Below are 14,302 nucleotides of genomic sequence, written 5' to 3' on the forward strand. Positions count from 1 at the left end.
ATTTTATGATCCCGCCAAGGCTGCCAATCGCCCATCAACAAAGCTCACGACTTGTGCTGATAACTGATTCGATGATTTGACTTTTTTGTAAGTGATAACGGCTTGCGCATGCATCTTTTGCTTATCCTGACTAATTGCTAAGCCCAACATCCAGCGTGCATTGCCCGGTTGACGTTGAAGTAAAACAGCATAGTCCTGCAAAGACGTTGTATAATCTTTTTGTTTTTCAGCAAGTGCAGCACGAAAACTAAGTAAATCGTTATCTGCAATCACATTTTTAGGGTGCTCGTTTAACAGCGCGAGAGCTTGTGCGTTTCTGTTTTCGCGAAACAATAAACGCGCCAGCATGAGTCGCATACTGCTGTCATTTGGCGCTAGTTTAATGCCCTGATCGAGCAGGAACGCAGCACGCTTCGGATTTGCTTGAGCAAACTCCAAACTGGCTAAGCGCTTTCTGGCACTGGCATTTCGGGGCTCTAAAGAAATCAAACTATTTAAATCCTTTAGAGCAGCTGCCGTATCGCCATTCTTTAACGATAGTTGGATTCTTTGTTCCAACATACGATTGCCAGATGTACTTTTGTTGCTTGAAGATACATTGAGCACACCCGGCTCTGAAGGCGTTTCTTCCGGTTTAGCAACTGGAGTCGCCACAAAAGACTCAGCTTGTGTCGTTTCCTTTGATTCTGTTTCTAAATCCTGCTTCGCGCTTTCAGCATTTGCTGCAACTAACGCGTTTGCTTGGCTTAACTCGCGATTAACGTCTGCTAATTTAGCTTCGGCAACTTTCGTGGCAGCTTCCGCTCTCTTCGCATTCTCTAAACTGTTCAGCGTTGCTTGATCGAGTTCGCTAAGCAGCACTTGCTTTTGAGGGGCATTAAAATCGGTTTCAGAAGATTCAGTAGCTGCATTTAAAGATTGCGATTCGTTTTTCTGTTGAATGCTTAGATTCGAAGGTGTTGATTCTGAGCTTGAAGGATTTAGCGAGTTTTCTGTGACACCTGATGTAGTGCTAGCTTTTGGAATAAAGATCCAAGCTGCAAATGCGACACCAATGACTAAGACCAGCACGCCAACAGCTAACTTTCTGGATTTAGCCCCCTTCGATTCAACTGGCACATAGTCAGCTTCGTACACTGATTTCTTATCGCGTTGCTCAAGGTCTTTGAGCATTTTATTTACAACGCTCATTTAATCCAACCTGAAGTCATTAAATCTATATTCCCATGTACATTTGATAGCGTTACAAGTAATACCGATGCAGCCGTAAAAAATGATGTCGGGATCCAGCCCCACAAACGCTTTTTGCGAATAGGTCGAGCTGCTTCTGTATCATTAATGGCGGCTTCAACATGTTCAACTGTGATTTTTTGCACACCTTCACCATACGCGAGCATTAGCGATTTGTGGCATAAGACATTTACGATTCGAGGCGTTCCACCACTCGCTTTATGTAGTAGTTCACAGCATGCTTCGTCAAATAAACCTTCAACTCGATGACCTGCGACAGCCATTCTGTGACGCACGTATTGAAAGAGCTGATCGGCGTCCATCAATTTTAATTTGTATGAGAAAGTAATGCGTTGTAGTAACTGACGCAATTTAGGTTGCTTCAGTTTGTCATCTAATTCAGGCTGACCAAATAATACGACCTGGAGCAGTTTTTGCGACTCAGTTTCTAGGTTTGTCATCAAACGCAGTGCTTCAATGCTTTCATCAGGTAACGCTTGCGCCTCATCAATAATGAGAACAGCCGTTTTATGCTGCTTATGAATTTCGACTAAACGCTGTTGAATCAGTTGTGTAAACTCTTGCTGATCAGTACCTTCAGGTAAAGAGACACTCAACTCAGCAGCGACAGAGCGACGCAGTTCAGCAGGAGATAGATATGGATTTGGGATATAGGCAGTAACGAAACCATCTGGGATTTCATTTAGTAATTTTCTACAAATCAGCGTTTTTCCCGCGCCTACTTCACCAGTTACTTTGATAAACCCTTCACCACTTCTAAGAGCTGTTGAAAGTACTTCAATCGCCTCTTTATGACTCGGCAAACCAAAGTAATAACTCGTGTTTGGCGTGAGAGTGAAAGGTAGTTCTTTAATACCAAAGTGATACAAATACATGATTACTCCACGTACAACCAATCGGCCATTTGTGCACGACTCGCTTCGATCTGATCGCGCATCGTGTTTTTACCAACCACTGTTGGCTTCAACAAAATAATGAGTTCTTTTTTCACTTCTTTTTCACGCTTGCTTTTGAACAAGTTTCCTAAGAAAGGAATGTCGCCGAGCAAAGGTGTTTGAGAGTTTTCATTAGTAACGATGGACTGCATCAAACCACCAATAACCACAATTTCGCCAGATGTTGCACGAATAATCGTATCTGATTCACGAATAGTGCTTTGCGCAAGAGGCAATATGTACTGCTCTTCGTTAAGCGTGATCACTTTTTCTTGTTCTTCAGTTTCGATAACTGAAGGATGAATGTGTAATAGAATACTGCCGTTTTCGTCAATTTGTGGTGTCACATCTAAAGCAATACCGCTGAAGAATGGCGTTAGACCAATATCCGGCGTAACTGAAGTTGAGCTTGATGTGATTGTATTAGATGTGGAAACATCAGTAACAAAATACTCATCGTTGCCCACTTTTATAACCGCTTTTTGGTTGTTAATCGCTGTTACACGAGGGCTTGAAAGCACTTGTACATTGCCTTGTGTATCTAATAAATTCAGCACACCACTGAAGTCTTTATTTAAGAAGGACAAGCTAGTGATACCGCCAAGAGAAGCAGCGATGTCATTTGCAAAATTACCCGCAGAGGTAGAGAAACTAATATCAGTACTGCCAGCATGAGACAATACTTGCGTCCAGTTGATGCCTTGTTGGTATTCATCGTCTAAGACAACTTCTAAAATACGCGCTTCAATAATGACTTGGCGTTGTAAGCTCTCTTCAGAGATGTTTAGGAAGTTACCAATCGTTTTCAATTCACTAGGCAAAGCTCTTACCGTCACTAAACCAGCTTGTGGTGAAACGAGCACTGAACGACCTTTGTCTGTGCCTAGCATCTCTTTCAAACTTTTTTCGAGGTTTTCCCAGAAATTTGTTTCTGTTCTTGTAGTAATCGATGTGCCATTGGAACCGATACCGTTACCTAAATTTCCGTTACCGCCACCTTGGTTATTACTTACTTGTGAATTACCACTGAAGTTATTGTTGCCACCATTGTTGCCGCCGTTATTATTATTGCTGTTGCCGTTTTCAGATACGCCACCAGAGATAATACTCGTTTGAGTGTTACCGTCGCGTTGCATCAACAGATAGTTAACTGAGAATGTTTCGGTACGCATTCCAGCAGGGTAAACTTTATAAACATTGCCTGCACGAGCAATATGGAAACCATATAAGTCAGAAATCAATTCAAAAATTGTGTCGAGATCAACTTGCTTAAGGTCAAGTGAAATTAACCCAGTAACCTCAGGGTGTATCGCCACCGAAAATGGCGTGTCTTTTACAAGTCCAGAGAAAAAGCTCACTGCATCAATTTGTCTTGCATTGATGTCGTACTTATCAGCTGCGAACAGCGTGTTCGTAGGTGTTGTTATTTCACCAGCCAACAAATAATCAGACACCGCGGCCTCTAATTCAGGAGCAGCTTGCTGTTCCGGTACTTGCATTTGAGCATCTAGCTCTTTTGCGAGTGACTTTTCAACATGACTGCTGCTACCCGTTGATTGACAACCAGCCAGAGAAATTGCAATAAAACAAAGACTTAATGCTTTGCAGATACGTAAATTATTCATTATTTGTCTGCTTCTTAAAATCACTTTTTTCATTTACCAAAAACCTAAGAGGAATTGCCTCGGGTTCATTCTCATTCTTTAAAAACACGCCGGACTGAGTGATGTCTGTAACACGCCAAGCGCCCATTCTCTCACCCTTTTTCAACCAACTATTGTTAATTACCGCGTAAAATACTTCATTCTTTTTAAATACTGCCGTCACATTAACCGAGGTATTAGAAGTGGCATTTGCGCTTTCAAGCGTAAGCTGATTCTGTCCCGGCGGACGTGTCGGGTCAGTCAGCGTTTGTGCTTGTAATGAAATCGCAACACAACTTAGTGAAAGTGCAATACATAGCTTACTGAATTTACTAATTAACATGGATATACGCCTCGCTTGTGCTTAGAGTAAACAACTCAATGTCAACTCTAGCTCGTGGGTATTCATCTACTTCAAATTTGATTTCTTGCCAATGTAATTTCCAAGGCATTTTTTCAGCCGCAAGCAAAAACTCACGGGTATCGAAGAAGGAACCTTCAAAGCTAATTCTCAAACCGTGTTTAAATAACTCAGGGACAATTTCTTTTTTGCCTTCTTGTTTAGCTACGTCGGCATTTTCTTTTTCATCAACTTTTGGTGCATTCTCAAAAATATTAATAGGCACGATAGAAGACATACCAATGAGCTTCAGCTTCTTAGCATCTACAAATAGTTGCTCTAGCACAAACGGCATTGCTGCTGGCGGCACTAGTTGTTCGAGCTCACGAGTAAACTGTTTTTCTAAAATCAAAATTTGTTCGTTAACCGCTGCAATCTGATTTCGCGTTTCAGTGTTAGGATCGATATTAAGCTGTGCCTGAACTGAATCAACACTATAAGTTATGTCTACCAAACTAAACTTAGCGTCCGTGATTTCTTGGCGTGTTTCGATTGTTTGTGTAATGGCTGGTTCAATTAAACCAAGAATAAATACAAAGCAAATCACAAAAGGAACTGCATAAAATACAAGCTTTTGCTCACGTGGCGAAATAGCATTGAACTTCGCCTCAAGGTTACCCATTGAACTACTCATTGGCTTCTCCTTGCATGGTTTGCGCTTTCGAGGCTTTACTTTGAATTCTGAAGCTTAATTGCTCTTCCGTTCTATATACGGTAGCAGCACTAAACTTTCTATTTTCAAAGAAATCAGTTTTGCCAATCGATTTAAGCCACATTGGCAGCGCACCAGGTTTATTGATATTCCCTTCGATGACAATTTCCGCATCGTTAACTTTAAATTGCGTTAACCATACGCTGCTGTTATTTATTTCTGCAAAACTAGTCAGCGCACTCGAGAAGCTGTCTTCTTGCATTTTGCTTAAGCTCTCAAGTTTGTCTGCAAGGTGTTTGGCAGTTGATAATCGAACTTGCTGACTGCTTAACTGATTCAACAATGCAGGATCTTTTTTACGTTGCGTTAATTGCTTAGTTAATTGATCAAGTTTACTTTTCTTCGTTTCGATGCTGGATTTGATTTCCGCTAGTTCTTGCTCGCGTGAGCTTTGATCTTGCCAAATACCAAAATAGATTGCGCCCATTACTAATAGTGCAATGACTCCGAAAACGAGTGAGTTAGTTGCAGAAACCCATACAAACTGCGGTTTAAACTCGTCACGATATAAATTAATACGAGTCTTCATGACGCCACCTCAGGACTTTTCTGAGTGATTCCATCAGCTTCATTTAGTTTAGCTTTTTGTTCTTCTATAATAAGCGCTTGCTTGATATAAGCAGCACCTAAGCATGAAAAACTTGCCATTTTGAAATTAAAGCCTGCACCACACGTAATTTCGGGTTCAAAGGGACTAACGGGCAAGCCCATGTTCTCTTGAATTTGAGCTGCAAGTTGATCTGCTAAGGCTGTATCCAGTTTGAGTAGGACTTTACGCACCGGAGATTGTCTAAGTTGGCTTTCGAAATAATCCATTGAACGCTGGATTTGCACACAAAGTGATTCAGTAATCCCCATAGAGAGTTCACTTTCACTGTAGCTACCTAAATTTTCGAAACCTTTCAGACGACGCGTGAAATACAATTTATTGTTTTTAACAATATTGAGTACGATTTCCTCACCGTGCTCTTGCACCAAACTCATTATTGCGTCTTCAGATGAGGGAGTGAGCTCTACCGTAGCAGTTTCTTCTACAGAAATACTTTTAAGGGTTAAATCAGCCTCGTAAATACCTTGGCTAATCCTCTCAATGTCTTTATGAGGAATAGCAACAACACTTAACTTTGCTTGACCTGCTGCCTGCGCAGGCGGATTTAAGTAATCGTAAACGTATTCGACATTTGGGGGTAATAAATCTTTCAATGGCCAACCAAGAGCGGCATAGATTTCTTCTTCAGGCACATTTGGCTGTTCTATTTGCAATAACTGATACCAATGTGATGTTAAAGACACGTAGCAATCAGTATTGGCTAATTTGTGACTCCGAACATATTCAGCTAATTGCTCCTGCCAGTTTGAATGACTAAAGCTCGCATCCAATACCCACTGCAACTCGTCGCCTTGTTTTTGCAAAGCGCACAACATCACGCTTTCGCCAGAAAAAGCGATACCGATAGAGAAGTACGATGACTTCCCTTTTAGTTTTGACTTGATAAGTTGTCGCCAACTCAAACGCATAAGATATTCGTGCCTATTGGTTGTTTGGGCTAAAAGGAAAACGTTATGTGAACAATTCTAACATCGAAGGTGATTTTTGAAACTTAACTTGTTTATTTTAAACAGCTTAATTCAATCACCACTAGTTTTATCGACATTGAAAAAATTCTCTTAACCTTTCCAAACGCTTTATTACGAAATGATTGTATGTGATCGGATTTGGTCTTTAGGTATGTAAAAAGCAACAACCTGCTGTGCGGAGTATACGTATCGTACATTATACAGTTTGAGTATCTGTCACGACATCCCTTGTTCTCAGTGGCCTACAGCTACATTAAATCAATAATTTAGAGGTTTTTATGAAGTGCACCTAAGTTACAAAAATCATGGTAATTGATGACTTTTTGCAAAAGCGACGACTAGAATCACCCCACCACCTTAAATTTTTAAAATTGAATGAATCAGAACTGACTTACATCAATGATAACTCAGGTTAAAATGCCTAAAGCGCCAGCTAGCTCAATGCTCATGCAGTTACTGCAAAAATCTAGTTCACTCAAGAGAGCGTATTTACGAGCCTTATTTACGAAGAAGATGTTTGTATTCTGACAGTTGATAGAAAGCCAAGCTTGTTATCTAAAGCCGTTTTTAATCATAACTGTTATTCAGCTTGCTTGGTGTTAATTTTTACAAAAGGGCGCAAAAGTCCGGTAGATTCTATTTCGTTCGTATATTTCTAACGTACAACTTTCTTCCTTTTTTAACTGCCCGATTTGTTATCTTTAAGCACCTACTTCACGGATAGTTCAGGCCCTTGTTGGCATGCAAGAATAATTGCAAGAGTATACATGCAGTTTTAATGCTTTTATAAAGGCACGTCGCAAATGACGCGCTTGCATCGCTAGTTAGTAAAAAATGGACACTTCAAACCATAAACGTTACTCATTCGTGCGGGCTGAAGCTTGGCTCGATGGCAATCCAAATGCTATTTGGGAACGCTCCCCTGGCGTGTATAAAGAGGGTAACAATTGGTATGCCATTGTTCACACGCAAGCAAGCGACACTAATGTAAAACCTTATGGCGACTTTACAAATGGGCAGTCCGGCGCCGTTTCTATGACTCGCACGCGTGATGGAAAATTCTGGTGGTAGTTTTTTAAATTCTATCAACGAGATTTCGTTGAGATAAAAAAGCCCTTAAATTAAGGGCTTGATAGGTATTTATCAGTAATACTTCAAAAGCCGCTTAACAGCGGCTTTTGAAGTTATTTTTCAACATCGTTTTTCTAATAAAATTAAAAAGACCGCTTGATAGCGGCCTTTTATAATATTTTTCAACATCAAGCTATCATTGGACTGTAGCTTGATACTTTACAAAAGCATGTCTTAAGTAAAATTCCAGCCTAGAATGGAATATCATCGTCAAAATCAAAATCAGGCTCTGCCATTGGTGGTGCCTTTTGTGGCGCCTGTTGTGGCGATTGTGCTGGTTTCTGATAACCACCACCTTGGTTAGACTGACCGCCACCTTGTTGGTATCCACCTTGATTTGACTGACCGCCCTGATTTGAGTGACCACCTTGGTTATCTGCTGGACGCTGCTGGTAACCGCCTTGGCCGCCACCAGAATTTTGACCACCACCGGCGCCTTCATTACGCCCGCCTAGCATTTGCATTTGGTCTGCAATCACTTCAGTAGTGTAACGATCGTTTCCTTGCTGATCCTGCCACTTACGCGTTTGCAATTTACCTTCTAAGTAAATTTGAGAGCCTTTTTTCAAATATTCGCCAGCGACTTCTGCTAAACGACGGTACATTGTCACTTTATGCCATTCTGTTTTTTCTTGAAGTTGACCTTGTTGATCTTTCCAACTTTCACTAGTGGCGATACTCAAATTGGCAACGGCATTACCATTAGGCATATATCGAACTTCTGGATCGTTACCTAAATTGCCAACTAAGATTACTTTATTCACACCTCTAGAGGCCATGCTAACTCCTGTTATTTACACTTTTAATTTTTTTAAATGTCGTTGTTATGTCTTATTTTGAGAAAACCGAAACTGCTTTCGCTCACAAATTCGAACTTTAATTTACGACTTAATTCTGCTCTCTAATATACTATTGTATTTGAAGTATTGCACATGCAATTCACGTCATTTTGCGATAAAACCAACTTTAGTTCAGCATTGTAAATATCTTATTTTAGATCTTTCTTAACTTATCAATGCTTTAGCTTTTTCGATGTCAAAACCTTGCGTTTCTACTTTCAAATAAACCGCACGTTTTTCAGTATCAACGAACACTTCATGTACACCTTTCAGTTTTGTCAGATCATTTTCGAGTAGCGACGGTTGCGCTATGAACTTCGCCAAGTTTGCCTGTGGAATACTCAAAGTGAGTCTTTTCACTTTTGTCGCTTTTTGTAAGCCCGACACAATAAACATAGCTATCAGAATGATTACCAAACAAGCGACTAAGGCTAGTTTAGGACCAAGCCAAGTTGTTAAGGCTCCTGACAAAATACCGCCAAGAAAAGCGCCAAAGAACTGGGAACTCGCATAGATTCCCATCGCACTGCCCTTCTTTCCGGCAGGAGCAATACTCGACACCATCACTGGCATGTGTGCTTCCATGTAATTAAAGCCGGCAAAAAATAAGGTACCTGCGAGTAAAATGATAGGCCAATTTAGTCCAGGCAAAAGAAACAAGCCAAATCCTATTGCCATAAAAACTAAAGAAATAGTGAAAGAAGTTGAAGATTTAAGCTGCTTACACACTTTCATCAATAGGACCAAAATCAGTATTGAGACAAACAAAATAGGTGTGTAGATTTTCCAATGCTCATCAAGACCAAAATCTATCTGTGTAAGTAAAACGGGCACCTGCACAAAAAAGCACGTAATTAGCAAATGAACGATTAGGACACTCGCATTCAAACGCCATAAATTGGGATCTTGAACCAGATTTTTCAATTGACTCAACTGGGGCAACGCATCACCTGAAGGGCTGTTTTCTTTCGGAGTCGGAACGCCAAATTTAACTAAAGGTAAACAACATACAGTAAGTACGGCAGTTATCCAGAAGATCCCTTGAATACCATAAAGACCCGCAATAATAGGCCCAGTCAATAAAGCCACGTAAAAAGAAAAGCCAATGGAAACACCAATAATCGCCATCACTTTCGCGCGTTCGGATTCGCGAGTAACATCGGCTGCCAGTGCCATCACAGCACCTGCAATGGCGCCAGCACCTTGCAATATTCGCCCAAAGGTTAGCATTGCCATCGAATCGGCATTTGCAGAAACAAGGCTTCCGATAGCAAAGAAACAAAGCCCTATATAAATAACAGGTTTGCGTCCCCACTTATCTGATAAAACACCCATTGGAATTTGCAAAATTGCTTGGGTTAAGCCATACCCTCCTATTGCTAAACCAACTAGCATGGGTGAATAGTCAGGATATTCCACAGCTGCAATTGCGAGAACGGGGATGACCATAAATAAACCCAGCATACGCAATACATATACTAAAGCTAAACTAATGGCCGCACGTGTTTCTTGTCGATTCAAGTTCTTATGATTTCCATGGCTTGATTTGGTTAATTCTATATTCAGTAAACTGAAGCCGCGCAATTCTAGCATAAGAACTTGTCGGACTCATTAGCGCATGATCCCTTCTAAGTAGAATCCGTAACAAACGCATATTTTCTTGCAAATTTGTGTCATACTAATTGATTGTTTCGGCACCATCTGATCTAAGGCAACATGGATAAAATAGAAGTTCGCGGGGCTCGCACCCATAATCTGAAAAACATCGATATTGTTCTCCCACGAGACAAACTCGTCGTCATCACTGGTTTATCCGGTTCAGGAAAATCTTCTCTCGCATTTGACACTTTATACGCTGAAGGTCAGCGCCGTTATGTTGAATCACTTTCAGCATATGCCCGACAGTTTTTATCGATGATGGAAAAGCCCGATGTGGACCATATCGAAGGCTTGTCACCTGCTATATCAATCGAACAGAAGTCGACCTCGCACAACCCACGCTCAACCGTAGGTACGATCACCGAAATCTACGATTATTTACGTTTGTTATTCGCCCGCGTAGGTATACCAAAGTGTCCAGACCATGATGTTGCTCTGAATGCACAAACTGTGAGCCAAATGGTTGACCGCGTATTAGAAATGCCTGAAGGCACGAAACTGATGCTGTTGGCACCCGTAGTGCAAGATCGAAAGGGTGAGCATGTAAAAACATTAGAAGGTTTGTCTGCACAAGGCTTTATTCGCGCTCGAATCGATGGCGAAGTTTGTGACTTGACCGATCCGCCTACTCTCGACCTACATAAAAAACACACGATTGAAGTGGTCGTCGATCGCTTTAAAGTGCGTGAAGACTTGCAACTGCGTTTAGCTGAGTCCTTTGAAACAGCGTTAACCTTGTCGTCAGGCTCGGCTAAAGTTGCATATATGGATGAAGAAGAGAAACACAAAGAAGAAATTGTCTTTTCAGCCAACTTTGCTTGCCCGCATTGTGGCTATAGCATTACCGAATTAGAGCCAAGAATATTCTCATTCAACAACCCCGCGGGTGCCTGCCAGACATGTGATGGTTTGGGTACAAGGCAATTTTTCGACCCGCATCGCGTTGTGGGGAATAATGAAATTAGTTTAAGCGGCGGTGCCATACGTGGTTGGGACAAGCGCAGTTATTACTACTTTCAAATGCTTCAATCCGTTGCCGATCATTATGAGTTTGACTTAAACACACCATTTGAAGAGCTCGATAAGAAAGCCAAAGATATTGTGCTTTATGGTAGTAAAGGCACTTCAATTAAGTTTAAGTACATTAATGAACGCGGCGATATCATGGAGCGCAAGCATCCATTCGAAGGCATCATTCCGAACATGGAACGCCGTTATCGTGAAACAGAATCGAATACAGTGCGTGAAGAGCTGGGCAAATATATGAGCCATCAGCACTGTTCTGCATGCTCAGGCACGAGATTGCGACTCGAAGCGCGTAACGTCTTCATCGACGGTACAAACTTACCGCAAGTAGCCGAGATGTCGATTGCCGAATGTTTAGACTTATTCACTAACTTAGAGCTAAGCGGACAACGCGCAGCTATCGCTGACAAAATTTTAAAAGAAATAAAAGACCGCCTAGCCTTCCTGGTTAACGTTGGTTTGAATTACCTATCGCTCTCTCGCAGTGCCGATACCTTATCAGGCGGTGAAGCACAGCGCATAAGACTAGCCAGCCAAATTGGTGCTGGCTTAGTTGGCGTGATGTACGTTCTGGATGAACCATCCATTGGTTTGCACCAACGCGACAACGCAAGACTGCTAGAAACACTTCGCCATTTGCGTGATTTAGGTAACACCGTCATTGTGGTTGAACACGATGAAGATGCCATCAAAGAAGCTGATTACATTGTCGATATTGGCCCTGGTGCTGGTGTCCATGGAGGCGAAATCATTGCTCAAGGTTCGCTTCAAGACATAATGGATAGTGAACAATCGCTTACTGGTAAGTACTTATCAGGGCGAGAATATATTGAAATACCTAAGAAGCGAAATAGCACGAAAAATCGTGAATGGGTAACTCTAACTGGTGCCACAGGTAACAATTTACAATCGGTGAATCTAAAAATTCCGCAGGGTTTAATGACCTGTATTACTGGTGTTTCGGGTTCAGGTAAATCAACCCTCATTAACGATACTTTTTATCGTATTGCCCAACGCGAATTAAACCGTGCCACCACGAATGAGCCTGCTCCTTATAAATCGATTACGGGTTTAGAGCACATGGATAAAGTGGTCGACATCGACCAGAGCCCAATTGGCAGAACGCCGCGCTCGAACCCTGCAACTTACGCGGGTATATTCACACCTATTCGTGAAATTTTTGCTGGCACACAAGAATCACGCTCGCGCGGCTACAAACCTGGCCGCTTCAGTTTCAACGTGAAAGGCGGACGCTGCGAAGCCTGCCAAGGTGATGGCCTAATAAAAGTAGAGATGCATTTCCTACCCGATGTTTACGTGCCTTGTGATGTTTGTGCTGGTAAGCGATATAACCGTGAAACTCTCGAGATTCGCTATAAGAACAAAAATATTCATGAAATTTTGGAAATGACGGTTGAAGATGCACGTGAATTCTTCGATGCTATTCCTGCTATCAATCGCAAGCTCCAAACCCTAATGGACGTAGGGCTTTCTTATATTCGATTAGGCCAGTCGGCGACCACATTGTCCGGTGGTGAAGCCCAACGTGTGAAGCTTGCTAAAGAGTTGTCTAAGCGCGATACGGGTCAAACTCTGTATATCTTAGATGAGCCAACTACTGGTTTGCATTTTCATGATATTAAACAGCTTTTAGAAGTGCTGCATCGCTTACGTGATCATGGCAACACAGTTGTTGTAATTGAGCACAACCTTGATGTCGTTAAAACCGCTGACTGGGTCATTGATCTAGGCCCTGAAGGTGGCTCTGGTGGCGGCTTAATCGTCGCTGAAGGTACGCCTGAAGATATTTGTAAAGTTGACGCTTCGCACACTGGTAAGTTTTTGACGCCGATGCTTGCGGTGAAGCAAGGCCAAGTGAAGTAGAAATAAGTCTTTATTAGGAAGTCGTAAGATAGAAGAAGGAAAAGAAATGTTAAGTATTAAATTTGATGTTCGCTTTTATGAAACAGATGGTTTGCAACATGTCGGCAATACGGCCTTAGTTGGTTGGTTCGAAACCGCTCGCTTGCCTATTTTCAAATTTTTTACGCCTACGCTCGACTTAAATAATTGGCCATTAATTTTGGCCAATTATAATGTCGACTTCTTGGAGCAAATTTACCTCGCAGATCCTGTTGAAATAAAAACGTGGATAAGTCACATTGGAAACAGCTCGTTTGTTGTCTATCAAGAAGTGTGGCAATCAGATACGAAAAAAGCCAAGGGAACAACAACCTTGGTACGGTTCGATTACGCGAGTAAAAAAGCGGTGCGTATACCTGATGATATTCGAGCAATGCTTGAAGAGCATAAAATAGATCTTGAGTAGAATCGCACAACTTAAAGTAAAGACAATCGTTTTAGATAGGACATCATCTTGAAGAATACAGATTTCATTAGCGTAATAGACAACGCGCTCTCGCCTGAGCTGTGCCAAGACATCATCAAGATCTTCGAGTCAAGTAAGCATCTAGCGCCCGGCAAAACGGGTGGCGGCGTGGATACAAGTAAGAAACGTTCAACGGATGTCTCTATATCTCGTCACGAAGAATTTAAAGAAGTGTACCAACAAGTAGCCGCTGTCACTGGCCAGCACTTGCTCGACTACTTTAAAACCTATTACTTCGCTTTGATTGGTCCTATTGGCTTAACGATGGCCGATTTAAAAACCGGCGAACCGGTAAAAATCACTGCCGATAACTTCGATGAGCAATTACTACCCCGTTTACCACAAGTTGTTAACTACTTATTTCGACTAGGCGAAATTAACGCCCAAAAATATACTTTAGGCGACGGTGGTTATCCGTATTGGCATTCAGAGAATTACCCCCAGCAAGGCTCCAATGATGCGCTTCACCGTAACTTGTTATTTATGTTTTATTTGAATGATGTAGAAGAAGGTGGAGAAACCGAGTTTTATTATCAGGATAAGAAGATTAGTCCTAAAGCAGGCAGAATGGTAATTGCGCCAAGTGGTTTTACACATACTCATCGCGGCAATATTCCAATATCCAACGACAAATACATTCTCACGTCATGGGTATTATTCAATCCCGCTGAACGCATTTACTCGCAAGGCTAAAAAAGAAAAAACGCCGCGTCAAACTAAATGAAGCGGCGTTATTTTT

At 41.7% G+C, this 14,302-nt stretch carries 13 protein-coding genes; 4 read left to right on the forward strand and 9 right to left on the reverse strand.

The window, feature by feature from the left end:
• Positions 1–3 precede the first annotated feature (3 nt).
• From ACKLNX_RS12165 to ACKLNX_RS12195, 7 genes are read right to left on the reverse strand one after another with little or no spacing between them, the layout of a single operon-like run.
• Positions 4–1,191: a tetratricopeptide repeat protein gene (locus ACKLNX_RS12165; protein ID WP_412972544.1), complete on the reverse strand. Its 1,188-nt coding sequence runs from the start codon at positions 1,189–1,191 to the stop codon at positions 4–6.
• Positions 1,188–2,126, reverse strand: a complete 939-nt coding sequence (locus ACKLNX_RS12170; protein WP_412972545.1) for an ExeA family protein — start codon at positions 2,124–2,126, stop codon at positions 1,188–1,190. Before ACKLNX_RS12170 ends, ACKLNX_RS12165 begins: the two co-directional genes overlap by 4 nt.
• 2 nt (positions 2,127–2,128) lie before the next feature.
• Positions 2,129–3,811 carry a pilus (MSHA type) biogenesis protein MshL gene (mshL, locus tag ACKLNX_RS12175; protein WP_412972546.1) on the reverse strand — a complete coding sequence of 561 codons (1,683 nt, stop codon included), beginning with the start codon at positions 3,809–3,811 and terminating at the stop codon, positions 2,129–2,131.
• Positions 3,804–4,172 (reverse strand): hypothetical protein, encoded by a 369-nt coding sequence (locus ACKLNX_RS12180; RefSeq protein WP_412972547.1) that lies wholly within the window; start codon positions 4,170–4,172, stop codon positions 3,804–3,806. The genes mshL and ACKLNX_RS12180 overlap by 8 nt, the downstream gene beginning before the upstream one ends.
• Positions 4,162–4,863 (reverse strand): MSHA biogenesis protein MshJ, encoded by a 702-nt coding sequence (locus tag ACKLNX_RS12185; RefSeq protein ID WP_412972548.1) that lies wholly within the window; start codon positions 4,861–4,863, stop codon positions 4,162–4,164. The genes ACKLNX_RS12180 and ACKLNX_RS12185 overlap by 11 nt, the downstream gene beginning before the upstream one ends.
• Entirely contained in the window at positions 4,856–5,470 is a 615-nt protein-coding gene (locus tag ACKLNX_RS12190) for a hypothetical protein (protein ID WP_412972549.1), read from the reverse strand. The genes ACKLNX_RS12185 and ACKLNX_RS12190 overlap by 8 nt, the downstream gene beginning before the upstream one ends.
• Positions 5,467–6,459: a biogenesis protein MshI gene (locus ACKLNX_RS12195; protein ID WP_412972550.1), complete on the reverse strand. Its 993-nt coding sequence runs from the start codon at positions 6,457–6,459 to the stop codon at positions 5,467–5,469. Before ACKLNX_RS12195 ends, ACKLNX_RS12190 begins: the two co-directional genes overlap by 4 nt.
• A gap of 894 nt (positions 6,460–7,353) precedes the next feature.
• On the opposite strand from ACKLNX_RS12195, the gene ACKLNX_RS12200 reads away from it, so the two are divergent.
• Entirely contained in the window at positions 7,354–7,590 is a 237-nt protein-coding gene (locus ACKLNX_RS12200) for a hypothetical protein (protein WP_411692553.1), read from the forward strand.
• 251 nt (positions 7,591–7,841) lie between these two features.
• Here ACKLNX_RS12200 and ACKLNX_RS12205 read toward each other — a convergent pair whose 3' ends face one another.
• Together ACKLNX_RS12205 and ACKLNX_RS12210 are read right to left on the reverse strand one after the other, a co-directional pair.
• The gene (locus ACKLNX_RS12205) at positions 7,842–8,429 is read right to left on the reverse strand and encodes a single-stranded DNA-binding protein (RefSeq protein WP_412972551.1); all 588 of its coding nucleotides are present in this window, start codon (positions 8,427–8,429) and stop codon (positions 7,842–7,844) included.
• Between the two features lie 225 nt (positions 8,430–8,654).
• On the reverse strand, positions 8,655–10,010 hold the full coding sequence (locus ACKLNX_RS12210; RefSeq protein ID WP_412972702.1) for an MFS transporter: 1,356 nt from the start codon (positions 10,008–10,010) through the stop codon (positions 8,655–8,657).
• 195 nt (positions 10,011–10,205) lie between these two features.
• Here ACKLNX_RS12210 and uvrA point away from each other — a divergent pair, with 195 nt between their 5' ends.
• The 3 genes from uvrA to ACKLNX_RS12225 are packed head-to-tail and all read left to right on the forward strand — an operon-like array spanning position 10,206 to position 14,256.
• On the forward strand, positions 10,206–13,058 hold the full coding sequence (uvrA, locus tag ACKLNX_RS12215) for an excinuclease ABC subunit UvrA (RefSeq protein ID WP_411692550.1): 2,853 nt from the start codon (positions 10,206–10,208) through the stop codon (positions 13,056–13,058).
• A 46-nt stretch (positions 13,059–13,104) separates the two neighbouring features.
• A complete protein-coding gene (locus ACKLNX_RS12220) occupies positions 13,105–13,503 on the forward strand; it encodes an acyl-CoA thioesterase (RefSeq protein ID WP_411692549.1) in 399 nt (132 codons plus the stop codon).
• A 45-nt stretch (positions 13,504–13,548) separates the two neighbouring features.
• Positions 13,549–14,256 carry a 2OG-Fe(II) oxygenase gene (locus tag ACKLNX_RS12225; protein ID WP_412972703.1) on the forward strand — a complete coding sequence of 236 codons (708 nt, stop codon included), beginning with the start codon at positions 13,549–13,551 and terminating at the stop codon, positions 14,254–14,256.
• Positions 14,257–14,302: the final 46 nt, after the last annotated feature.

Source organism: Glaciecola sp. MF2-115 (assembly GCF_047250385.1).
Lineage (GTDB): Bacteria > Pseudomonadota > Gammaproteobacteria > Enterobacterales > Alteromonadaceae > Glaciecola.